This is a genomic window from Streptomyces griseoruber (assembly GCF_001514205.1).
Lineage (GTDB): Bacteria > Actinomycetota > Actinomycetes > Streptomycetales > Streptomycetaceae > Streptomyces > Streptomyces griseoruber.
The window spans coordinates 424,907-445,666 of the sequence record NZ_KQ948764.1; the positions used below are offsets into that span (position 1 = coordinate 424,907).

General features: G+C 71.8%; 23 protein-coding genes, 1 pseudogene and 1 riboswitch. Of the genes and pseudogenes, 11 read left to right on the plus strand and 13 right to left on the minus strand.

The genetic code is table 11. From position 1 onward, the window contains the following. Positions 1 to 5 precede the first annotated feature (5 nt). From AQJ64_RS06275 to AQJ64_RS06300, 6 genes are all read right to left on the minus strand, one after another. Positions 6 to 1,013: an SCO2102 family sporulation regulator gene (locus tag AQJ64_RS06275; RefSeq protein ID WP_055638235.1), complete on the minus strand. Its 1,008-nt coding sequence runs from the start codon at positions 1,011 to 1,013 to the stop codon at positions 6 to 8. A 56-nt stretch (positions 1,014 to 1,069) separates the two neighbouring features. Beyond that, complete coding sequence (gene metF, locus AQJ64_RS06280) at positions 1,070 to 1,993, minus strand: methylenetetrahydrofolate reductase [NAD(P)H] (RefSeq protein ID WP_055638236.1); 924 nt, start codon at positions 1,991 to 1,993, stop codon at positions 1,070 to 1,072. 165 nt (positions 1,994 to 2,158) lie between these two features. Beyond that, positions 2,159 to 2,806 carry a thiamine phosphate synthase gene (gene thiE, locus AQJ64_RS06285; protein ID WP_055638237.1) on the minus strand — a complete coding sequence of 216 codons (648 nt, stop codon included), beginning with the start codon at positions 2,804 to 2,806 and terminating at the stop codon, positions 2,159 to 2,161. Positions 2,807 to 2,838: 32 nt separating this feature from the next. Continuing rightward, positions 2,839 to 3,204, minus strand: a complete 366-nt coding sequence (locus tag AQJ64_RS06290; RefSeq protein ID WP_055638238.1) for an Rv2175c family DNA-binding protein — start codon at positions 3,202 to 3,204, stop codon at positions 2,839 to 2,841. A gap of 83 nt (positions 3,205 to 3,287) precedes the next feature. Further along, entirely contained in the window at positions 3,288 to 4,535 is a 1,248-nt protein-coding gene (locus AQJ64_RS06295) for an NAD(P)/FAD-dependent oxidoreductase (RefSeq protein ID WP_276206736.1), read from the minus strand. Positions 4,536 to 4,567: 32 nt separating this feature from the next. Next, the gene (locus AQJ64_RS06300; RefSeq protein WP_059202467.1) at positions 4,568 to 4,918 is read right to left on the minus strand and encodes an avidin-fold protein; all 351 of its coding nucleotides are present in this window, start codon (positions 4,916 to 4,918) and stop codon (positions 4,568 to 4,570) included. A 56-nt stretch (positions 4,919 to 4,974) separates the two neighbouring features. Next, a riboswitch (TPP riboswitch) is annotated at positions 4,975 to 5,087 on the plus strand. Here AQJ64_RS06300 and thiO point away from each other — a divergent pair. The 6 genes from thiO to AQJ64_RS06330 all read left to right on the plus strand — a co-directional run bounded on the left by thiO (position 5,085) and on the right by AQJ64_RS06330 (position 10,907). Next, entirely contained in the window at positions 5,085 to 6,251 is a 1,167-nt protein-coding gene (thiO, locus tag AQJ64_RS06305; RefSeq protein ID WP_059202468.1) for a glycine oxidase ThiO, read from the plus strand. Its footprint overlaps the riboswitch before it by 3 nt. Positions 6,252 to 6,271: 20 nt before the next feature. Next, the gene (thiS, locus tag AQJ64_RS06310; RefSeq protein ID WP_055639166.1) at positions 6,272 to 6,472 is read left to right on the plus strand and encodes a sulfur carrier protein ThiS; all 201 of its coding nucleotides are present in this window, start codon (positions 6,272 to 6,274) and stop codon (positions 6,470 to 6,472) included. A 5-nt stretch (positions 6,473 to 6,477) separates the two neighbouring features. After that, complete coding sequence (locus AQJ64_RS06315; protein ID WP_055639165.1) at positions 6,478 to 7,272, plus strand: thiazole synthase; 795 nt, start codon at positions 6,478 to 6,480, stop codon at positions 7,270 to 7,272. A 150-nt stretch (positions 7,273 to 7,422) separates the two neighbouring features. Next, on the plus strand, positions 7,423 to 9,360 hold the full coding sequence (pknB, locus tag AQJ64_RS06320) for a Stk1 family PASTA domain-containing Ser/Thr kinase (protein ID WP_055637259.1): 1,938 nt from the start codon (positions 7,423 to 7,425) through the stop codon (positions 9,358 to 9,360). 79 nt (positions 9,361 to 9,439) lie between these two features. Continuing rightward, complete coding sequence (locus tag AQJ64_RS06325) at positions 9,440 to 10,330, plus strand: deoxyribonuclease IV (RefSeq protein WP_079061493.1); 891 nt, start codon at positions 9,440 to 9,442, stop codon at positions 10,328 to 10,330. A gap of 91 nt (positions 10,331 to 10,421) precedes the next feature. Then, positions 10,422 to 10,907, plus strand: a complete 486-nt coding sequence (locus AQJ64_RS06330; protein ID WP_055637257.1) for a DUF4396 domain-containing protein — start codon at positions 10,422 to 10,424, stop codon at positions 10,905 to 10,907. A gap of 3 nt (positions 10,908 to 10,910) precedes the next feature. On the opposite strand, the gene AQJ64_RS06335 is transcribed toward AQJ64_RS06330, so the two are convergent. Further along, positions 10,911 to 11,543, minus strand: coding sequence for a sulfite oxidase-like oxidoreductase (locus tag AQJ64_RS06335; RefSeq protein WP_055637256.1), 633 nt, complete (start codon positions 11,541 to 11,543; stop codon positions 10,911 to 10,913). Between the two features lie 175 nt (positions 11,544 to 11,718). Here AQJ64_RS06335 and bfr point away from each other — a divergent pair, with 175 nt between their 5' ends. Next, entirely contained in the window at positions 11,719 to 12,198 is a 480-nt protein-coding gene (bfr, locus tag AQJ64_RS06340; protein WP_055637255.1) for a bacterioferritin, read from the plus strand. Here the strand turns inward: bfr and AQJ64_RS06345 are convergent. Further along, positions 12,195 to 12,419, minus strand: coding sequence for a (2Fe-2S)-binding protein (locus tag AQJ64_RS06345; RefSeq protein ID WP_055637254.1), 225 nt, complete (start codon positions 12,417 to 12,419; stop codon positions 12,195 to 12,197). The two genes, bfr and AQJ64_RS06345, sit on opposite strands and share 4 nt — an antisense overlap. 123 nt (positions 12,420 to 12,542) lie before the next feature. Beyond that, complete coding sequence (locus tag AQJ64_RS06350) at positions 12,543 to 13,895, minus strand: class II 3-deoxy-7-phosphoheptulonate synthase (protein WP_055637253.1); 1,353 nt, start codon at positions 13,893 to 13,895, stop codon at positions 12,543 to 12,545. A 97-nt stretch (positions 13,896 to 13,992) separates the two neighbouring features. On the opposite strand from AQJ64_RS06350, the gene AQJ64_RS52215 reads away from it, so the two are divergent. Together AQJ64_RS52215 and AQJ64_RS06355 are read left to right on the plus strand one after the other, a co-directional pair. Beyond that, the gene (locus AQJ64_RS52215; protein ID WP_078912442.1) at positions 13,993 to 14,049 is read left to right on the plus strand and encodes a trp operon leader peptide; all 57 of its coding nucleotides are present in this window, start codon (positions 13,993 to 13,995) and stop codon (positions 14,047 to 14,049) included. A gap of 90 nt (positions 14,050 to 14,139) precedes the next feature. After that, entirely contained in the window at positions 14,140 to 15,993 is a 1,854-nt protein-coding gene (locus AQJ64_RS06355) for an anthranilate synthase family protein (protein ID WP_055637252.1), read from the plus strand. Here AQJ64_RS06355 and AQJ64_RS47765 read toward each other — a convergent pair. The 4 genes and pseudogenes from AQJ64_RS47765 to AQJ64_RS06370 form a co-directional block, all read right to left on the minus strand. Further along, positions 15,993 to 16,432, minus strand: a pseudogene (locus AQJ64_RS47765) (6-phosphofructokinase); the annotation flags it as partial. The gene AQJ64_RS06355 and the pseudogene AQJ64_RS47765 sit on opposite strands and share 1 nt — an antisense overlap. 65 nt (positions 16,433 to 16,497) lie before the next feature. Then, positions 16,498 to 17,160 (minus strand): response regulator, encoded by a 663-nt coding sequence (locus AQJ64_RS06360; RefSeq protein ID WP_055637251.1) that lies wholly within the window; start codon positions 17,158 to 17,160, stop codon positions 16,498 to 16,500. Then, a complete protein-coding gene (macS, locus tag AQJ64_RS06365; protein ID WP_055637250.1) occupies positions 17,157 to 18,383 on the minus strand; it encodes a MacS family sensor histidine kinase in 1,227 nt (408 codons plus the stop codon). The genes AQJ64_RS06360 and macS overlap by 4 nt, the downstream gene beginning before the upstream one ends. 48 nt (positions 18,384 to 18,431) lie before the next feature. Next, positions 18,432 to 19,190 (minus strand): lysophospholipid acyltransferase family protein, encoded by a 759-nt coding sequence (locus AQJ64_RS06370; protein WP_055637249.1) that lies wholly within the window; start codon positions 19,188 to 19,190, stop codon positions 18,432 to 18,434. Between the two features lie 158 nt (positions 19,191 to 19,348). On the opposite strand from AQJ64_RS06370, the gene AQJ64_RS06375 reads away from it, so the two are divergent. Next, the gene (locus tag AQJ64_RS06375) at positions 19,349 to 20,128 is read left to right on the plus strand and encodes an alpha/beta hydrolase (RefSeq protein ID WP_055637248.1); all 780 of its coding nucleotides are present in this window, start codon (positions 19,349 to 19,351) and stop codon (positions 20,126 to 20,128) included. Continuing rightward, a complete protein-coding gene (locus AQJ64_RS06380; protein ID WP_055637247.1) occupies positions 20,121 to 20,747 on the plus strand; it encodes a hypothetical protein in 627 nt (208 codons plus the stop codon). The genes AQJ64_RS06375 and AQJ64_RS06380 overlap by 8 nt, the downstream gene beginning before the upstream one ends. The last annotated feature ends 13 nt before the right edge of the window (positions 20,748 to 20,760 follow it).

The following is a 20,760-nucleotide window of genomic DNA, read 5'->3' on the forward strand; positions in this document are numbered from 1 at the left end:
GGGCGTCAGAAGCGGTACTGCTGGTCGTCGTACCCGTGGCCCTGCTGCCCCTGCTGGCCGTCGCCCTGGTACGGGTACTGCTGCTGCTCGGGCGGGACTTCACCGGCGAACGGGTCGTCGGTGCGCTGCTGCGGGACCCAGACCCCGCCCGCCGGGGTCTCCCCGTAGTTCGCGGTGCCGCCGGTGCCGTACTGGTCCTGGCCGTAGCCCTGCTGCCCGTACTGCTGCTGGTCGTAGCCGCCGTCGTAGGAGCCGCCGCCGTAGGTCTGGGTGCCGATGTACGGGTCGGAGTAGGCGGCGTACTGCTGCTCGCCGGTGGTGTCGTAGCCGTACTGCTGCTGGTTGTACCCGGAGTAGCCGTCGTAGCCGTAGCTCTGGTCGGTGCCCTGGGCGGCCGTCGCGTACTGGTCCTGGGAGTGGCCGGTGGCGCCCGCGAACTCCGAGTCGGTGTATATGCCGTAGGCGTTGGTGTCGTCGGGCATGGGCTGCGGCGAGTAGACGGTGGTCTCGGCCGCGGAGGCCTGGGCCGGGCGGGCGGCCGGGGTGAAGACGTCGTCGCGGTCGTAGTCCTCCTCGGCGAAGGCGCCCGCGCCCTTGTCCTGGCCGTAACCCAGGCCGTCGCCGCCGAAGGAGGAGTCCATGTCGCCGTAACCGGGGAGGCTCCCGGTCCCGGGCTCGGCGCCCTCCAGGTCCTCCTCGCGGTCGCCCTTGGTGCGGCGGCCCTTGCCCAGGCCCTTGGGGAGCGGTCCCTCGCCGTCGCCGCGGCGCACGGCCCAGCCCTCGGCGAAGCCGCGGCGGAAGGACAGCGTGACGTACGTCTGGCCGACCGCGAAGGCGGCCGCGCCCAGCCCGATGACGATCACCGAGGGGATCAGCACACCGAGCACGACACCGAGGAAGCCCACGAAGGCCAGCAGGCGCCAGCGCAGGCGCGCCTTGTACTGCAGCAACACCTCACCGAGCAGCCACAGCGCGACGATGCCGAACGCGATGTAGAGGACCGTCCAGCCCATGTACGCCCCTCTCCCAGTGGCCGCTACGCAGTGTGTCGTAAATCGGAGCGACCGGTCTAGGCCTGCGGCGGGTGGTGCAGACCCAGGTTCTCGTAGATTTCCAGTGTCGCCGTGGAGTTGTTGAGCGTGATGAAGTGCAGTCCGGGCACTCCCTCGGCGAGGAGCCGCGCGCAGAACTCCGTGGCGAAGTCGATGCCAATGGAGCGTACAGCGGCCGGATCCTCTTTGGCTGTGAGGATCCGCTCTTTCAGGACGTCCGGGAAGTGCGCGTTGCTGAGCTGGGGCAGCCTCTCCAGCATCTTCACACTCGTCACCGGCAGGACCTCCGGGATGACGGGGGTCTCGCAGCCGGCCGCCGCGACCCGGTCGCGCAGCCGCAGGTACGACTCGGGCTGGAAGAACATCTGCGTGATGGCGTAGTCGGCGCCCGCCCGGCACTTGTCGACGAAGTGCGCGACGTCGGTGTCCCAGTCGCCGGAGCGCGGGTGCATCTCGGGGAAGGCGGCGACGCCGACGCAGAAGTCGCCCGACTCCTTGATGAGCCGGACGAGCTCGGCGGCGTAGGTGAGGCCTCGGGGATGCGGCACCCAGTCGCCCATCGGGTCGCCCGGCGGGTCGCCGCGCACGGCGAGCATGTTGCGGATCCCGGCGTCGGCGTACTGGCCGATGATGTTGCGCAGCTCGGCGATGGAGTGGTCGACGGCGGTGAGGTGCGCCACCGGGGTGAGGGTGGTGTCGACGACGATCTGCTGGGTCTCCTTGACCGTGGTCGCCCGGGTGGAGCCACCGGCGCCGTACGTCACCGAGACGAAGTCGGGGGCGACCGCCTCGACCCGGCGGAGCGCGTCCCACAGGCTCCGCTCGCCCTTGGGCGTCTTCGGCGCGTAGAACTCGAACGAGTACGTCGTCTTGCCGGTCGCCAGGATGTCACGCACGGTGCGTGCGCGGTCCGTCCTGGTGGATGCGGTTCCGAGGGCCATACCCGCAGGTTAACCAGGGGCCGACGGTCACCCAACCGGATGCCGGATATTTGCCCGAATTGTCGGCCCGTTGTCCACTCATTGGACACACATCCGGACAGGCATACGGACAGGCATACGGGCAGACAGCGGGCGGACGTAGGGGCAGACGTGCGGGCGGACGTCCTACGGCCGGCGCAACCGCTTCGCGAACTCCGCCGCCGCCGCGCCCGGATCGTCCGCCTCGGTGATGGCCCGGACGACCACGACCCGGCGGGCTCCGGCCTCCAGCACCTCGTCGAGGGTGCCGAGGTCGATGCCGCCGATCGCGAACCAGGGGCGGTCGGTACCGAGGGCGGCGGTGTGCCGGACCAGGCCGAGCCCGGGGGCGTGCCGACCGGGCTTGGTGGGGGTGGGCCAGCAGGGGCCGGTGCAGAAGTAGTCCACGCCCTCCTGGACGGCGGCGGCCTCGGCCTCCGCCTCGGAGTGGGTGGAGCGGCCGACGAGGACGTCGTCGCCGAGGATCGCGCGGGCGGCGGGGACCGGCAGGTCGCCCTGGCCGAGGTGGAGGACGCCGGCGCGGGCCGCGTGGGCCACATCGGCCCGGTCGTTGACCGCGAGGAGCTTGCCGTGCCGGGCGCAGGCCTCGGCGAACACCGTCAGCCGCTCCAGCTCCTCGGCGGCCTCCATGCCCTTGTCGCGCAGTTGCACGATGTCGACACCGCCGGCGAGGACCGCGTCCAGGAACTCCGGGAGGTCGCCCTGGCGGGTGCGGGCGTCCGTGCACAGATAGAGCCGGGCGTCGGCCAGGCGGGCGCGAGCGGTGTCGGTCATCGGTGTCCCCCGTGGTGTCGGTACTGGCTGCCTCAGACGGCGAGCGCCTGGGCGCGGCGCTTCACCTCCGTGCCGCGATTCTCGCTGAGGGCCTGTGCGGGGGTGCCGGGCAGGCTGTCGTCGGGCGTGAAGAGCCACTCCAGCATCTCTTCGTCCGTGAAACCGTCGTCCCGCAGGAGCGTCAGGGTGCCGGCGAGGCCCTTGACGACCTTGTCGCCGTCGATGAAGGCGGCGGGCACGTGCAGCGCGCGGTTCTCACCGCGGCGCACGGCGATGAGCTGGCCCTCCTTGATCAGCTGCCGGACACGGATCACGTCGACATCGAGCATCTCCGCGATGTCGGGCACGGTGAGCCAGGCAGGGACGAGAGCATCGGTCTTTGCGTCAATCTCGGTCACGGGGTCAAGGGTAGGCGCATCTTCGGGTGGGCGGCGATGGGTCGTTCCTCGGGTGCGGCTCCGTGGGGGCCGGTCGCGCGCCCCTAGGCAGCCGCGGTCGCGGTCTTCAAAGGGCGGCCCGGATCCGCCAGTGCTTCCTCGTCCATGCGGGTGCCCGCCTCGATCAGGCGTCTGCCCTGGGCCAGATCGCGGGGGCGGCCCACCGCCAGGAGGGCGACGAGGCGGTCCTCGCGGAGCCAGCACACGCTCCACGCGGGGCCCGTCGGGTCGCCGCGCCAGACCATGCGGTCGGCCGTGGCGTGATGGCCGGCGTACTGGACGAAGCGGCCGAACTGCTCGGACCAGAAGTACGGGACCGGGTCGTAGACGGCCGGGGGCTCGTCCGTGGCCGTGCCGATGATGTTCGCGGCGACCGTGCGGGGGCCCTGGAGGGCGTTGTCCCAGTGGTGGACGAGGAGGCGTTCGCCGTAGCGCGCCGAGGGGAAGGAGGCGCAGTCGCCGACCGCGTACACGTCCGGGACGCTGGTGCGCAGCCGGTCGTCGGCCAGGACCTCGTGGTGGGGGCCCAGCTCGACGCCGGAGCCGGCCAGCCAGGCGGTGGCGGGGCGGGCGCCGATGCCGACGACGACGGCACCCGCGGGCAGCCGGGAGCCGTCGTCGAGCACCACCGCGCCGGGCTCGACACGGGCCACGCGCGTGTGGGTGCGCAGATCGGTGCCGCTGTCGGCGTACCAGGAGGTCATCGGAGCGGCGACCTCGGCGGGCAGGGCACCGGCGAGGGGCCGGTCGGCGGCCTCGACGACGGTGACCGCGCAGCCGGCCTCGCGCGCGGCGGTGGCGAACTCGGCGCCGATCCAGCCGGCGCCGACGACGACGATGTCGTGCTGCCGGGCGAGGACGGGCCGCAGCCGTTCGGCGTCGTCCAGCGTGCGCAGCAGATGGACGCCGGGCACGCCCTCGGCGCCCGGCAGCCGGACCGGTTCGGCGCCGGTGGCGAGGACGAGGACGTCGTACGGGACGGGCCCGGCCTCGGTGTCCACCTCGTGGTCGGCGGGGCGCAGGCCGAGCACCTCGCGGCCGAGCAGCAGGTCGACGCCGAGGCTCTCGAAGTCGACGTCGAAGGCGGAGCCCTCGGCCTTGCCGAGCAGCACGGCCTTGGACAGGGGTGGCCGGTCGTAGGGCTGGTGGGGCTCCGCGCCGATCAGCGTCACGGTGCCGCCGAAGCCCTGTTCGCGCAGGGCGACCGCGGTCTGCACCCCGGCCATGCCCGCGCCGACGACGACCACGCGCCGCCCGGCCCGCCTGTCCTCTTCCCTGCTCAGCTCGCTCACCTGATCACCATAGACAACTGACGGTTCGTCAGTCAGCGGTCGTGCTCCGTGACCTGCTCCACAACGCTGGTGCCGCTGCCCTCCTGCGACTCCCAGGACCAGGTCTCCTCCAGCCGGACCCGCCCGTCCGGCAGGGCGAGGACCGTGGAGACGCAGTGCCCCGAGGAGGTCGTGCCGTCCTGCTTGAGCTGGACGTACCGGAAGTCGAGCCGGTCCCCCGTACGGGTACCCACGAGATGGCCGCGTACGACGTCGCCGCCCGCGTAGTCCGCCCAGATCGCACCGTCCTCCTCGTGGTAGGTGAAACGGGTGCGGGTGCCGACCTGGCCCGGGGCCTGGTCGGCGACGGGGGCGAGGACGAGACCGTCGAGCGAGCGGGGCATGGGCGGGAGGCTCCCTTTACAGAGGCGCAGAAGCACGGGCTAGGGTGTGGCCAACGTAGAGCACTCGCGGGAGCCCGGACGCACCGGGCTGAGAGGGAGGCTGGCCGGCCTCCGACCGTACGAACCTGATCCGGGTCATGCCGGCGAAGGGAGGGGCTGGACGCCCATGTCGCGTACACGTACATCCGACGTCCTCGTCGTGGGGGGCGGGATCATCGGGCTGGTCACGGCGTGGCGGGCCGCGCAGCGCGGCCTCGGCACGACGGTGGTGGACCCCGAACCGGGCGGCGGGGCCGCGCGGGTGGCGGCCGGGATGCTGGCCGCCGTCACCGAACTGCACCACGGCGAGCAGACCCTGCTGGGGCTCAACCTGGCCTCGGCCCGCCGGTATCCGGACTTCGCGGCCGAGCTGACGGAGGCGACCGGGCTGGACCTCGGCTACCGCCGGTGCGGCACGCTCGCGGTCGCGCTGGACGCCGACGACCGCGCCCATCTGCGGGAACTGCACGCGTTGCAGGCGCAGTCGGGGCTGGAGTCGGAGTGGCTGACCGGGCGGGAGTGCCGGCGCCTGGAGCCGATGCTCGCGCCCGGGGTGCGGGGCGGGCTGCGGGTGGACGGCGACCACCAGATCGATCCCCGGCGGCTGGCCGACGCGCTGGTCGTGGCGTGCGAGCGGGCCGGGGTGGTCCTCCACCGGGCGTGGGCGGAGCGGCTGTCCGTCGTGGGCGGGCGGGCCGCGGGGGTCGTCACGGGTGACGGTACGGCCCTGGAGGCGGGGCAGGTGGTGCTCGCGGCGGGGAGCCTCAGCGGGCGGCTGGCGGGGGTGCCGGAGGACGTACGGCCGCCGGTGCGGCCGGTGAAGGGGCAGGTGCTGCGGCTGACGGTGCCGGCCGGGTACGCGCCGTTCCTCAGCCGTACCGTGCGGGCCGTCGTGCGCGGCAGCCAGGTGTATCTGGTGCCCCGGGAGAACGGCGAGCTGGTCGTGGGCGCCACGAGCGAGGAACTGGGCTGGGACACCGCGGTGACGGCGGGCGGCGTGTACGAACTGCTGCGCGACGCGCACGAGCTGGTGCCGGGGATCACGGAACTGCCGCTGACGGAGACGCGCGCGGGGCTGCGGCCCGGCTCCCCCGACAACGCGCCGCTGCTCGGGCCGACCGCGCTGGAGGGGCTGCTGCTGGCCACCGGGCACTACCGCAACGGGGTGCTGCTGACGCCGGTGACCGGGGACGCCCTGGCGCATGCCCTGGCCACCGGGGAACTCCCCGACGAGGCCCGCCCCTTCACCCCCCGGCGCTTCGGCGCCGACGCCCTCTCGGAGCAGCTCGTATGACCATGTCCATGAACATCTCGGTGAACATCTCGGTGAACGGGGAGCGGCGGGCGGTCGCCCCCGGTACGGCACTCGACAGCGTCGTACGGTCCCTGACGGCGGCACCCTCCGGGGTGGCGGCCGCGCTGAACGAGACGGTCGTCCCGCGCACGCAGTGGTCCGCGACGGCGCTCCGCGAGGGCGACCGGGTGGAAGTCCTGACCGCCGTGCAGGGAGGGTGAGCGCCATGGCCGACGATCCGTTCCTTCTCGGCGGTACGTCCTTCTCGTCGCGTCTGATCATGGGTACGGGGGGTGCGCCGAGCCTGGAGGTGCTGGAGCGGGCGCTGGTGGCGTCCGGGACCCAGCTGACGACGGTGGCGATGCGGAGGGTGGACCCCGCCGTACGGGGCTCCGTGCTGTCGGTGCTCGAGCGGCTGGGGATCCGGGTGCTGCCCAACACCGCGGGGTGCTTCACGGCCGGGGAGGCGGTGCTGACGGCGCGGCTGGCCCGGGAGGCGCTCGGGACGTCGCTGGTGAAGCTGGAGGTCATCGCCGACGAGCGGACGCTGCTGCCGGATCCGGTGGAGCTGCTCGAGGCGGCGGAGACGCTGGTGGACGACGGGTTCACGGTGCTGCCGTACACGAACGACGATCCTGTGCTGGCGCGGAAGCTGGAGGACGTGGGGTGTGCGGCGGTGATGCCGCTGGGGTCGCCGATCGGGTCGGGGCTCGGCATCCGCAACCCCCACAACTTCCAGCTGATCGTGGAGCGGGCGGGGGTGCCGGTGATTCTGGACGCGGGGGCCGGGACGGCGTCGGATGTGGCGTTGGCGATGGAGTTGGGGTGTGCGGGGGTGATGCTGGCGTCGGCGGTGACGCGGTCGCCGGATCCCGAGCGGATGGCGTCCGCCATGCGGGCCGGGGTGGAGGCGGGGCGCCTGGCGCGGCTGGCGGGGCGCATCCCCCGCCGTTACTTCGCGCAGGCGTCGTCCCCGACGGAGGGTGTGGCCGCCCTGGACCCCGAACGCCCCGCCTTCTGACCCCGCCCGTCCATCGGCGGCTCCCCCCTCACGGGCGGGCTCCGCACCCCCTTCCCGCCCGCCCGTGGTTCGCGTCACAGGTCGGCTGCAGTCGTGCTCCGAATGGGTGGGTGTGGGTGGGGTGTCGGTCGTGGCTCGTAGACTCGCTGCGTGGACACGACCCTTCAGGACCCTCTGGTCGGGCAGGTGCTCGACGGGCGGTATCGCATCGACGCGCGGATCGCCGTGGGCGGGATGGCCACGGTCTACCGGGCCGTGGACACCCGCCTCGACCGTGTGCTCGCGCTCAAGGTGATGCATCCGGCGCTCGCGGCCGACGGGTCGTTCGTCGAGCGGTTCATCCGGGAGGCCAAGTCCGTCGCACGGCTCGCCCACCCCAATGTCGTGCAGGTGTTCGACCAGGGCACGGACGGGTCGTATGTGTATCTCGCGATGGAGTACATCGCCGGCTGCACCCTGCGGGACGTGCTGCGTGAGCGCGGGGCGCTCCAGCCGCGGGCCGCGCTCGACATCCTGGAGCCGGTGCTCGCCGCGCTCGGCGCCGCGCACCGGGCCGGGTTCGTGCACCGCGACATGAAGCCCGAGAACGTTCTGATAGGGGACGACGGGCGGGTCAAGGTCGCGGATTTCGGGCTGGTGCGGTCCGTCGACACCGTCACCAGCACGACCGGCGCCGTGCTCGGGACCGTCGCCTATCTCGCGCCCGAGCAGATCGAGACGCCCGGCGCCGCCGACCCCCGGGTCGATGTGTACGCGTGCGGTGTCGTGCTCTACGAGATGCTCACCGGGGAGAAGCCGCACGACGGCGACTCCCCCGCGATCGTGCTCTACAAGCATCTCCACGAGAACGTGCCGCCGCCCTCCGCCGAGGTCCCCGGGCTGCCGTTCGCGCTGGACGACCTGGTCGCGTCGGCCACCGCCCGCACCCGGGAGGTCCGGCCGCAGGACGCGGTCGCGCTGCTCGGCCAGGTGCGGGACGCCCGTGCCGGGCTGACCGAGGAGCAGCTCGACGCGGTGCCCCCGCAGGCCGTGTCCGCCGCCCATGACAACGCCGAGGACCGGACGAGCGTGATCCCGCGCTCGCTGACCGTGCCGCGGCCACTGCCGGTCGACGAGGAGGAGGGGTTCGGCCCGGACGAGGTCGACCGGACCTCCCGGTTCCAGAGTCCCCCTCCGCTGCCTCCCCGCCGGCGGGGGGCGCGGCCCCGGCGCGGGCTGCTCGCCCTCGTCACCGTCGTCCTGCTGGTGATCGGCGTCGGCGCCGGCGTCTGGTACATCAACTCCGGGCAGTTCACCAAGGTGCCGGCGGTGCTGACGCAGTCGCGGGCGAAGGCGGAGCAGCGGCTGGAGGCCGCCGGACTTGAGGTGGGGCCGGTCAAGCACTCCTACAGCGACACCGTCAAGCGGGGCACCGTGATCAGCACGGACCCGGAGCCGGGCGCCCGGATCCGCAAGCACGACTCGGTCACGCTCACCGTCTCCGACGGCCCGCAGACCGTGAAGGTGCCGGATGTGACGGGGTCCCGGCTGGACAAGGCCAAGGAGCTGCTGACGTCGGACGGGCTGGAGCCGGGGCAGGTCACCCAGGAGTTCAGCGACGACGTGATCAAGGGCTTCGTGATCAGCACCTCCCCCGAGGCGGGCACGAAGCGGCGGGCGGGCTCGGCGGTCTCGATCGTCGTGAGCAAGGGCGCCGCGATCGACGTCCCGGACGTCACCGGCGAGGACCTGGACGACGCGAAGGCCGAGCTGGAGGAGGCCGGACTGACGGTGGAGGTCTCCGCCGAGCAGGTCACCTCCGAGTTCGACAAGGGCCAGGTCGCGGCGCAGACCCCCGAGGCCGACAGCCAGGCCGCCGACGGCGACACGGTGACGCTGACGCTGTCCAAGGGCCCGGAGATGGTCGAGGTCCCGGACGTGGTCGGGGACAGCGTCGACGACGCGAAGACGGCGCTCGAACAGGCCGGCTTCGAGGTCAGCGAGGACCGCGGGCTGCTCGGGCTGTTCGGCGACACGGTGAAGAAGCAGTCGGTGGACGGTGGCGACACCGCGCCCAAGGGATCGACGATCACCATCACCATCCGGTGACCGGCCGTCGAGCAGCCCGGAAGGGGCCCGGGCGGGACACCCGTCCGGGACACCCGTGCGGGCATGACACCCTGAACGGGTGAGTCAGCCACCCCGCCCCGCAGCGCCCTTCCCCTCTCGCAACCCCGTCGGCGGCCATGTCCCCGTGGCCGGCGGACTGCACTCGGTGGGCCTGTCGTACGCCCATGACCTCAAGGCCGAGACGGTCCAGGTGTTCGTCGCCAACCCGCGCGGCTGGGCCACCCCGGTGGGCAGTCCGGCGCAGGACGAGGCGTTCCGGGAGGCCTGCGCGGCGGAGTCGGTCCCGGCGTACGTGCACGCGCCGTACCTGATCAACTTCGGGTCGCACACCGAGGCGACGGTGGAGCGGTCGGTGGAGTCGCTGCGGCACTCGCTGCGCCGGGGCCGGGAGATCGGCGCGCTGGGCGTGGTCGTGCACACGGGGAGCGCGACGGGCGGGCGGGAGCGGTCCGTGGCGCTGAAGCAGGTGCGGGAGCACCTGCTGCCGCTGCTGGACGAGCTGACCCAGGACGACGACCCGTTCCTGCTGCTGGAGTCCACCGCCGGGCAGGGCTCCTCGCTCTGCTCCCGGACCTGGGACTTCGGCCCGTACTTCGAGGCACTGGACGCGCATCCGAAGCTCGGCGTCTGTCTGGACACCTGCCACATCTTCGCCGCGGGGCACGATCTGACCGGCCCGTCGGGGATGCACGAGACGCTGGACCTGCTGGTGGACACCGTCGGCGAGGGCCGGCTGAAGCTGATCCACGCCAACGACTCCAAGGACGTGGTCGGCGCCCACAAGGACCGGCACGAGAACATCGGCGCCGGGCACATCGGCGAGGACCCGTTCCGCGCGCTGATGACCCACCCGGCGACGGAGGGCGTACCGCTGATCATCGAGACGCCCGGCGGCAAGGAGGGCCACGCGGCGGACGTGGAGCGGCTGAAGAAACTCCGGGACGCGTAATACCGGAATACCCCAGGGGGGTATACGGTTCCCAGAGGTGAGCGCCACAGGCGAGCGACTCAGGAACCGTCATCCGGCATTGGGGGCACCCATGGAGCACGAGACGCACACCGCGCACGTCCACCACACCGCGGCACCGGCCGCCACCTGGGCCATGGCCGCCCAGGCCACCCTGCACTGCCTCACCGGCTGCGCCATCGGCGAGGTGCTCGGCATGGTCGTGGGCACCGCGCTGGGCTGGGGCAATCTGCCGACCACGCTGCTGGCGATCGTCCTGGCCTTCTTCTTCGGCTACTCGCTCACCCTGCGCGGGGTGCTGAGGGCCGGCCTCGGCTTCCGTGCCGCGCTGCGGGTGGCGCTGGCCGCGGACACGCTGTCGATCGCGGTGATGGAGCTGGTCGACAACGGTGTGATCGTGCTGTGGCCCGACGCGATGGACGCGACCCTGTCCGACGTGCTGTTCTGGGCCTCGCTGGCGATCTCGCTGGCCGTCGCCTTCGTGGTGACCGTGCCGGTCAACAAGTGGATGATCGGGCGCGGCAAGGGTCATGCGGTGGTGCACCGGTACCACCACTGAGGCTCAGAGTTCGGGGCCGTCCCCGGGCCCCTCCTGGTAGGAGTAGCGCTGCTCCTTCCAGGGGTCGCCGATGTTGTGGTAGCCGCGCTCCTCCCAGAAGCCTCGGCGGTCGGCGGTCATGTACTCGACGCCGCGGACCCACTTGGGCCCCTTCCAGGCGTAGAGGTGGGGCACGACGAGCCGGACCGGGAAGCCGTGCTCGGCGGTGAGGAGTTCACCGTCCTTGTGGGTGGCGAAGATCGTGCGCTCGGCGGCGAAGTCCTCCAGGCGCAGATTGGAGCTGAAGCCGTACTCCGCCCACACCATCACATGGGTGACGTCGGCGGCGGGCGGGGCGATCTCCAGGACGGTCCGGGCCGGGACCCCGCCCCACTCGGCGCCGAGCATGCTGAACTTCGTCACACAGTGCAGATCGGCCACGACGGTCGCGTACGGGAGGGCGGTGAACTCCTCGTGGTTCCAGCAGCGCTTCTCACCGTCGGCGGTGCCGCCGAAGACCCGGAACTCCCAGCGCTCGGGCCGGAACTTCGGGACGGGTCCGTAGTGGGTGACCGGCCAGCCGCGCTGGAGTCGCTGTCCCGGCGGAAGCTCGGACGCCGCTGCTTCTCCAGATTCGCGCTCCACCGGCTGACCCATGTCTCCATCCTGACAGACCCGACACAGTGCACATGACCGGCCATGTCCCGAATCGGGCAACACCGACTAAGCATGCACTAACTTACTAAGTACGCACTTACTGGACGATCTTTCCCACCGGTGCAATCATGCGGCGGCAACCTCCCCGACCCCCCAGGTGGAAGGAGCCTTAGCGATGCAGGGCGACCCCGAGGTCATCGAGTTCCTGAACGAGCAGCTCACCGGTGAGCTCACCGCGATCAACCAGTACTTCCTCCACGCCAAGATGCAGGAGAACTTCGGCTGGACGAAGCTCGCGAAGTACACGCGGCACGAGTCCTTCGACGAGATGAAGCACGCGGAGGTGCTCACCGACCGGATCCTGTTCCTCGAGGGCCTGCCGAACTACCAGCGACTGTTCCATGTGCGGGTGGGCCAGACCGTCAAGGAGATGTTCGAGGCCGACCGGCAGATCGAGGTCGAGGCGATCGACCGCCTCAAGCGCGGCATCAAGGTGATGCGCGAGAAGGGCGACATCACCTCGGCGAACATCTTCGAGTCGATCCTCGAGGACGAGGAGCACCACATCGACTACCTCGACACCCAGCTGGAGCTGGTGGAGAAGCTCGGTGACGCCCTGTACATCGCGCAGCTGATCGAGCAGCCCGAGAGCTAGGCGGCTTCTTCCAGGTCCGTCAGCATGGGGCGGCCCTGATCGGCCAGCTCGCGGCGGGGGCAGGCCCCCCGGCCGAGGATCGCCTGAATACGGCGGACACACGAGCCGCAGTCCGTGCCGGCCTTACAGGCGGAGGCTATCTGGCGCGGTGTACAGGCTCCGTCGTCCGCGTGCTGCCGGACCTGCGCTTCAGTCACTCCGAAGCAGCTGCAGACGTACACGCGGACTCACCTCCTGCCGAGATCAATAAGGATAACCTAACCTTACCCGGCCCTCAGTGAGCGCAAAAGTGGAGTGGGGCGTGGATCGCATGTGATCCGCGCCCCACTCCACTGACCGGAAGGTCACTGGTCGCGGTACATCTCCGCGACGAGGAACGCCAGGTCGAGGGACTGGCTGCGGTTCAGCCGCGGGTCGCAGGCCGTCTCGTAGCGCTGGTGGAGGTCGTCGACGAAGATCTCGTCGCCACCGCCCACGCACTCGGTGACATCGTCACCGGTCAGCTCGACATGGATACCGCCCGGGTGGGTGCCCAGGCCCTTGTGGACCTCGAAGAAGCCCTTGACCTCGTCGAGCACGTCGTCGAAGCGGCGGGTCTTGTGGCCGGAGGCCGCCTCGAAGGTGTTGCCGTGCATCGGGTCGGTCACCCAGGCCACCACCGCGCCGGACGCGGTGACCTTCTCGACCAGCTCGGGCAGCTTGTCGCGGACCTTGTCGGCGCCCATGCGGACGATGAAGGTCAGCCGGCCGGGCTCACGGTCGGGGTCGAGGCGCTCGATGTACTGCAGCGCCTCCTCGGCCGTGGTCGTCGGGCCGAGCTTGATGCCGATCGGGTTGCGGATCTTCGAGGCGAACTCGATGTGCGCGTGGTCCAGCTGCCGGGTGCGCTCACCGATCCACACCATGTGCCCGGAGACGTCGTACAGCCGGCCGGTGCGGGAGTCGACGCGGGTGAGGGCCGCCTCGTAGTCCAGCAGCAGCGCCTCGTGCGAGGAGTAGAACTCGACCGTCTGGAACTCGGCCGGGTCGGTCCCGCAGGCGCGCATGAAGTTCAGCGCGTTGTCGATCTCGCGCGCCAGCTGCTCGTAGCGCTGGCCGGAGGGGGACGACTTCACGAAGTCCTGGTTCCAGGCGTGGACCTGGCGCAGGTCGGCGTAACCGCCGGTGGTGAAGGCGCGCACCAGGTTCAGCGTGGAGGCCGAGGCGTGGTACATGCGCTTCAGCCGCTCGGGGTCCGGGATCCGGGCGGCCTCGTTGAAGTCGAAGCCGTTGACCGAGTCGCCGCGGTACGTCGGCAGGGTCACGCCGTCGCGGGTCTCGGTGCCCTTGGAGCGCGGCTTGGAGTACTGGCCGGCGATCCGGCCCACCTTCACCACGGGGACGGACGCGGCGTACGTCAGCACGGCGCCCATCTGGAGCAGGGTCTTCAGCTTGTTGCGGATGTGGTCGGCCGACACCGCGTCGAAGGCCTCGGCGCAGTCGCCGCCCTGGAGGAGGAACGCCTCTCCCTTGGCGACGGCCGCCATCCGGGCGCGCAGCTGGTCGCACTCGCCCGCGAAGACGAGCGGCGGATACGACTCCAGCTCCGCAACGACTGCGCGCAGAGCCTCGGTGTCGGGGTACTCGGGCTGCTGCGCCGCGGGCAGGTCTCGCCAGGTGTTGCCAGCGCTCGCGCTGGTCTTAGCGTTCACGGTCACGCCCTCAACATTACGGGGTCGTGTCGAGTCCTTTTCGCCCCGGCTCGACAGGTGAGACGCCCCCATGCTCAGGTGCGCGTGGGGTAGGGTGCGTCGCATGTTCGCGCTTTCGACCCAGAACTGGTGGTGGACCGCTCATCCGGCGGCCCACTGACTGCGCGTACGCACGACGTCGCGAAGGCCGCCCGAGGGGCGGCCTTCGGTGTTTCCGGGGTCCGTTCCTCGCCTACCTTGCAGAGGAACCATGGACCTGACCCAGCTGTCCCACGACGACCGCCCCTTCGCCCTGCTGCGCCGCCGCACCCCGGGCCACGACGAGAACACCGTGGAGCTGCTGCTCGGCCCGGTCGCCACCTGCGACCGGCTGGCCGACCTCCCGGACGAGGGCCTCGCGCTCGTCCCCTTCCGCCAGATCCGTGAGCGCGGCTTCGACGTCCGCGACGACGGCACCCCGCTCGCCGTCCTCACCCCCGAGGAGCGCCACGACATCCCGCTCGCCGAGGCGCTCGCCCAGCTCCCCACGCACGAGGTGCGGGTCGAGGGCGGGGGCTTCGACGTCACCGACGAGGAGTACTCCGGGATCGTCGGGCGGGTGCTGCGGGAGGAGATCGGGCGCGGCGAGGGCGCGAACTTCGTGATCCGGCGGACGTACGAGGGGGAGATCGCCGGATTCGGCAGGGCGGACGCCCTCGCGCTGTTCCGGCGGCTGCTGGAGGGCGAGCGGGGCGCGTACTGGACGTTCGTCGTGCACACCGGGGACCGCACGCTGGTCGGCGCGAGCCCGGAGGTGCATGTGCGGATGTCCGGCGGGACGGTCGTGATGAACCCGATCAGCGGGACGTACCGCTATCCGGCGGAGGGCCCGACCCCGGAGCGGCTGCTCGCCTTCCTCGCCGACGACAAGGAGATCGAGGAGCTGTCGATGGTGGTCGACGAGGAGCTCAAGATGATGTGCACCGTCGGTGACATGGGCGGGGTGGTCGTGGGGCCCCGGCTGAAGGAGATGGCGCATCTCGCGCACACCGAGTACGAGCTGCGCGGGAAGTCCTCGCTGGACGCGCGGGAGGTGCTGAAGGAGACCATGTTCGCGGCGACGGTCACCGGGTCGCCGGTGCAGAACGCGTGCCGGGTCATCGAGCGGCACGAGCCGGGTGGGCGCGGGTACTACGCCGGCGCCCTGGCACTGCTGGGCCGGGACTCCGGCGGGGCGCAGACCCTCGACTCCCCCATCCTCATCCGGACCGCCGACATCGACGCGGCCGGACGGCTGCGGGTGCCGGTCGGCGCCACGCTCGTACGGGGGTCGGACCCGGCGGGCGAGGTCGCCGAGACGCATGCCAAGGCGGCGGGGGTGCTGGCGGCGCTCGGCGTCCGGCCGGGCCGGCCCCCGGAGGAGCACACGCGTCCCCGGCTCGCGGACGACCCCCGGGTGCGGGCCGCGCTGGACGGGCGGCGCTCGTCGCTGGCGCCGTTCTGGCTGCGGATGCAGGAGCGGACGCAGGACCTCACCGGTCATGCCCTGGTCGTCGACGGGGAGGACACGTTCACGGCGATGCTCGCGCACGTGCTGCGCTCCGGCGGCCTGGAGGTGTCCGTCCGGCGCTACGACGAGCCCGGGCTGCGCGAGAGGGTGCTGGCGCACGAGGGGCCGGTGGTGCTGGGCCCCGGTCCCGGTGACCCGGCCGATCCAAACGACCCGAAGATGCGCTTCCTGCGGGAGCTGACCGCGCGGGTGCTGCGGGAGCACCGGCACGGGGTGCTCGGCGTCTGCCTCGGACACGAGCTGATCGCGGCCGAGCTGGGCCTGGACATCGTGGGCAAGGAGGTCCCGTACCAGGGGGCGCAGACAAGGATCGAGCTGTTCGGGCGGACGGAGACGGTCGGCTTCTACAACAGCTTCGTGGCGCGGTGCGACGACCGGACCGCACAGGAGCTGGCAGCACACGGCGTCGAGGTGAGCCGGGCCGCGAACGGCGAGGTGCACGCCGTACGAGGGCCCGGGTTCGCCGGGGTGCAGTTCCACCCGGAGTCGGTGCTGACGTTGAACGGGGCCGCTGTCGTGCGGGAGTTGATGGGGGCGCTGCGGCCGGTCGGCTGACCCGGGAACACGCCCACCTCGCCGGACAGCCCCGGGTCCACCGGCTTCAGCCGGGCCGTCGCCTCGGCGAGCGGGAAGCGGACGACGTCGGTGCCGCGCGGGGCGACCATCGTGCCGAGGTCGCCCCCGTGGGGGAGGGTGGCGAGCCGTCCTCGAGGACCGGACCGCCGTCCCTGGAGGTCACCCGGGCGCACACCTGCCCGACGTCGAAGGGCTGCTCGGGGATGAGGAGGACGTGGGCGCCGCCGGCCAGGCCCGAGGGGAGGGCGATCCAGCCCGCTTGACGGCCCATCACCTCGACGACCCGGACCCGGCGGTGGTGTGCGGCCGGTCGATGGCCTCGGTGAGTGCGGCGGCGACACCGAGCCTTGATCCGGCGGATGCCGTCCTCCTCCTTCAGCGGGTTCGTGCGGGAGGAGCCGGGGACGGTGCCGACGCGCAGGGAAGAAGTCCCTTCGCCGAGAGGCGGCGGCTGCCTGACGAGGAGTCAGTGTCCTGCGGGGCTCACTCGTCGTCGAGACCCCGCTCGATCGCGTACCGGACCAGCTCCACCCGGTTGTGCAGCTGGAGCTTGCCGAGGGTGTTCTGGACGTGGTTCTGGACCGTGCGGTGGGAGATGACGAGGCGTTCGGCGATCTGCTTGTAGCTGAGCCCCTTGGCGACCAGCCGCAGCACCTCGGTCTCCCGGTCCGTCAGCCGCGGCGCGTCGGGCTCGTCCGGGCCGGAGGCGGGGCCGGGGTCGGAGGCCAGCCGGCGGTACTCGCCGAGGACCAGTCCGGCGAGACCGGGCGTGAACACCGGGTCGCCGACGGCGGTACGGCGCACCGCGTCCAGCAGTTCCTCGGTGGACGCCGACTTCAGCAGATAGCCGGTCGCACCGGACTTGACCGCCTCCAGGACGTCGGCGTGCTCACCGCTCGCGGAGAGCACCAGGACCCGCAGCGCGGGGTTCGCGGCGACGACCTCCTTGCACACCTGGACACCGGGCTTGGCCGGCAGGTTGAGGTCCAGGACGAGCACGTCCGGCACGGCCGCCTTGGCGCGGCGCACCGCCTGCTCGCCGTCGCCCGCGGTGGCGACCACGTCGAAGCCGGACTCGGCGAGGTCCCGGGCGACCGCGTCGCGCCACATCGGATGGTCGTCGACCACCATGACCTTGATGCTCATCGCGCGCTGTCCTTCCCCGCCACGGCCTTCGGCACGGTCAACTCCACTTCGGTGCCCTGTCCGGGCGTCGAGATCAGTTCGGCACGGCCGCCGAGGTCGCGCAGCCGGCCCCGGATCGACTGGGCGACCCCGAGCCGCCCCTCGCCCTCGGCCTGGGCGAGCCGCCCCTCCGGGATGCCCGGCCCGTCGTCCCGCACGGTGACGATCACCTCGCCGGCTTCGTCCTCGACCAGGATCCAGGCACGGGCCTCCTCGCCCGCGTGCCGGCGTACGTTGTCCAGGGCGGCGCCCACCGCGGCGGCCAGTTCCCGGGCGGCGGCCGGCTCCAGCAGCACCGGCGCGCCCGGCTCCGCGAGAGCGACCTTCGCGGCGGCGTACGGCGCGAGCAGGGTGCGCAGATCGACCGGGCCGTCGCTCCCCTCCGGCTCCTCGGGCACCTCCACCAGGCGCACGACGGCGCCCTCGGCCAGGTCCTCCGACACCCGGGAGACCGGTACGAGCCCGCCGGAGACCAGGGTGCGCAGCGCGACCTCCTGCTCACCGGCCAGCCGGCCCAGCTCGGCCGCATCGCCGCCGAGGACCGTGCCGCGCCGCTGGACCATGGCCAGCACCTGGAGCACCCCGTCGTGGATGTCCCGGGCGAGCCGCTCCCGCTCCCTCGTCGCGGCCTCGATCTCCAGGGCGCGGGCGAGGGTGCGCTCGGAGGCGCGGGCGACCTCGACGACGTACCCGATGGCAATGGAGGCGACCCAGACGAGGATCACGTTGTGGACGGTGTCGCGGGCCGGGTGGCCGCGCTCGATCAGGTTGGCGACGGCGACGGGCGTGGAGGCGAACGCGGCCCAGCGCCAGCCGCCCTTGATGGCGAAGGCGAGGACCGAGCCGGCCGTCCATATCGAGGGCAGGGTGGGACCGCCGTCCTGGATGTGCTGCTCGCTGACGACGAGCGGGGTGAGGACGATGCCGGTGAGCGCGACGGCGAGGTCGACGGCGAGGAAACGCTTGGTGCAGGCCGCCGCGTTCTGCACCCGGGGCAGGGTGGCGAGCGTCCAGACGAACAGCACGGCGAAGTAGGCGATGGCGACGCCGGGACGGTCGTAGTCGTCGTAGGCGGTGGCGAACAGGCCGACCGCGTACAGCATCGTCAGGACCCGGTAGCCGGAGAGCGCGCGCCACAGCGGCAGCTCCACCGACATTCTCATGACTCTCTCGCGCCTGGCCATCCGTCCAGTCCCCCCGCCCCCGGAGCGTCCCCTGCTGCTCTTGTTCCGCTACTGCTCTTGTTCCTTCTCGGCCTGGTCCTTCGCGGCCTGTGCGAGCGCCGCCCTCGCGGCCTTCTCCGCTTCCCTGCCGGCCTTGGCCGCCTCCGCGATCTGCCGCTTGGCGGCGGTCGCGTAGATGTCGACGTACTCCTGGCCGGAGAGCTTCATGATCTCGTACATCACCTCGTCCGTCAGTGCCCGCAGCACGAAACGGTCGTGGTCCATGCCCTCGTAGCGGCTGAAGTCCAGCGGCTCGCCGATCCGGATGCCGGGCCGCATCACCTTGGGCATCACCTTGCCCGGCGGCTGGATCTTCTCCGTGTCGATCATGGCGACGGGGATGACGGGCGCGCCGGTGGCGAGCGCCACGCGCGCGAGGCCGCCCGGCTTGCCGCGGTAGAGGCGGCCGTCGGGCGAGCGGGTGCCCTCGGGGTAGATCCCGAACAGCTCACCGCGCTCCAGCACGTCTATGCCGCTCCTGATCGCGGCCTCCCCCGCGCCGCGCGCGCCGGAGCGGTCCACCGGGAGCTGGCCGACGCCCTTGAAGAAGGCGGCCGTGAGCCTGCCCTTGAGGCCGGGCGTGGTGAAGTACTCGGCCTTCGCGATGAACGTGACCTTGCGGTCCAGGACCGCGGGCAGGAAGAACGAGTCCGAGAAGGACAGGTGGTTGCTCGCCAGGATCGCGGGGCCCTCGGCGGGAATGTTCTCGAGGCCTTCCACCCAGGGCCTGAAGGTGACCTTCAGCGGTCCCCCGATAGCGACCTTCATCGCGCCGTACAACAACCCAGTGCCTCCTGTATGTGTCCTCAGACCTTAACCCGGGGCAGCGGCAAAGGCTCCGACGGCCCTGGTCGGTGTCAGTGGGGTCGCGTACCGTGAACCTCACGTCCCTCTCATGAAGAACAGACGAAGACAGGAGACCGAAGGTGCCGGTCCTTCCTGGAGCCGAGCCGTACCGCCATGAGGGCGGGGAGGTCGGGGTCCTCCTCTGCCACGGCTTCACCGGTTCCCCGCAGTCCTTGCGCCCCTGGGCCCGGTATCTGGCCGATCGGGGTCTCACCGTGTCGGTGCCCCTGCTGCCGGGGCACGGCACCCGCTGGGAGGACATGGCCCTCACCGGCGGCCCCGACTGGTACGCGGAGGTGGACCGCGAACTGCGCGCCCTGCGCGAGCGGTGCTCCCGGGTGTTCGTGGCCGGACTGTCCATGGGCGGCGCGCTGGCGCTGCGGCTGGCCGCCAAGCACGGCGCGGGCATCGAGGGCCTGATCGTGGTCAACCCGGCGAACAAGGTGCACGGGCTGTCGGCGTACGCCCTCCCGGTGGCCCACCACTTCGTGCGGTCCACGAAGGGGATCGCGAGCGACATCGCGAAGGAGGGGATCGTCGAGACCGGGTACGACCGGGTGCCGCTGCGCGCGGCGCACTCCCTGCGGATCCTGCTGCGGCAGATCGACGGGGAGCTTCCGCAGGTCACGCAGCCGCTGCTGCTGTTGCACAGCGTCCAGGACCATGTCGTCCCGGCGGCCGACTCGGCCCGGGTCCTGAGCCGGGTCTCGTCCACGGACGTGACCGAGATCCTGCTGGAACAGAGCTACCACGTGGCAACGTTGGACCACGACGCGGACCGGATCTTCGAGGAGAGCTACGCGTTCATCGCCCGGATCGCGCCCAGTGTCGGCAAGGAAGGGACGGCCGTAGGTGGCTGAGCACGACTCCGACCGCGAGGACCGGGAGAACCGGGACGAGCGGGAGGGCCTGGACGGCCAGGATGCCCGTCGGGGCCGGGAGCCGGAGGAGCAGAACGTGCCCTTCGACGAGGACGCCGCGTGGGCGGCGATCGTCGCGGGGTACGGGGACGAACCACCGGACCCGCCGGGGGCCAAGCCGTTCAAGTCGATCGAGGACCTGGCACTGCTGGAGACCCGGACGAACGACGACGAACCCCGTGACTCCGGGGACGAACAGGAGCCGAAACCGGCCAAGCCGCTCGGCAGCTCCGTCTCGTTCGCGCCCGGGGTCGGCCCGCGCGACTACAGCGCGCCGGAGCCGGCCGAGGAGGACTTCGACGAGGAGGACGAGGGGCACTTCGTGCCGCCGGAGCCGCCGCCGCTGCCGGCCGCCGACACCACGGCCAAGTTCGCCTGGCTCGGGGTGATCGGCGGACCGCTGCTGCTGTTGCTGGCGGTGCTGCTGGGCTGGGACATGACGTGGTGGCTGACGACGGTCTGCGTCGGCGGCTTCCTCGGCGGCTTCGCCACGCTGGTGGTGCGGATGCGGTCGGACGACGAGGACGACGGGGATCCCGGGCGGGGAGCCGTGGTCTAGCTTTCTCCTTCTC

What these genes read in the sequence shown, in the direction of transcription:
- AQJ64_RS06275 (WP_055638235.1), bottom strand. Translation starts at nt 1,013, where the DNA reads ATGGGCTGGACGGTCCTCTACATCGCGTTCGGCATCGTCGCGCTGTGG.
- metF (WP_055638236.1), bottom strand. Translation starts at nt 1,993, where the DNA reads ATGGCCCTCGGAACCGCATCCACCAGGACGGACCGCGCACGCACCGTG.
- thiE (WP_055638237.1), bottom strand. Translation starts at nt 2,806, where the DNA reads ATGACCGACACCGCTCGCGCCCGCCTGGCCGACGCCCGGCTCTATCTG.
- AQJ64_RS06300 (WP_059202467.1), bottom strand. Translation starts at nt 4,918, where the DNA reads ATGCCCCGCTCGCTCGACGGTCTCGTCCTCGCCCCCGTCGCCGACCAG.
- thiO (WP_059202468.1), top strand. Translation starts at nt 5,085, where the DNA reads ATGTCGCGTACACGTACATCCGACGTCCTCGTCGTGGGGGGCGGGATC.
- AQJ64_RS06315 (WP_055639165.1), top strand. Translation starts at nt 6,478, where the DNA reads ATGGCCGACGATCCGTTCCTTCTCGGCGGTACGTCCTTCTCGTCGCGT.
- AQJ64_RS06330 (WP_055637257.1), top strand. Translation starts at nt 10,422, where the DNA reads ATGGAGCACGAGACGCACACCGCGCACGTCCACCACACCGCGGCACCG.
- AQJ64_RS06335 (WP_055637256.1), bottom strand. Translation starts at nt 11,543, where the DNA reads ATGGGTCAGCCGGTGGAGCGCGAATCTGGAGAAGCAGCGGCGTCCGAG.
- bfr (WP_055637255.1), top strand. Translation starts at nt 11,719, where the DNA reads ATGCAGGGCGACCCCGAGGTCATCGAGTTCCTGAACGAGCAGCTCACC.
- AQJ64_RS06355 (WP_055637252.1), top strand. Translation starts at nt 14,140, where the DNA reads ATGGACCTGACCCAGCTGTCCCACGACGACCGCCCCTTCGCCCTGCTG.
- AQJ64_RS06360 (WP_055637251.1), bottom strand. Translation starts at nt 17,160, where the DNA reads ATGAGCATCAAGGTCATGGTGGTCGACGACCATCCGATGTGGCGCGAC.
- macS (WP_055637250.1), bottom strand. Translation starts at nt 18,383, where the DNA reads ATGGCCAGGCGCGAGAGAGTCATGAGAATGTCGGTGGAGCTGCCGCTG.
- AQJ64_RS06370 (WP_055637249.1), bottom strand. Translation starts at nt 19,190, where the DNA reads ATGAAGGTCGCTATCGGGGGACCGCTGAAGGTCACCTTCAGGCCCTGG.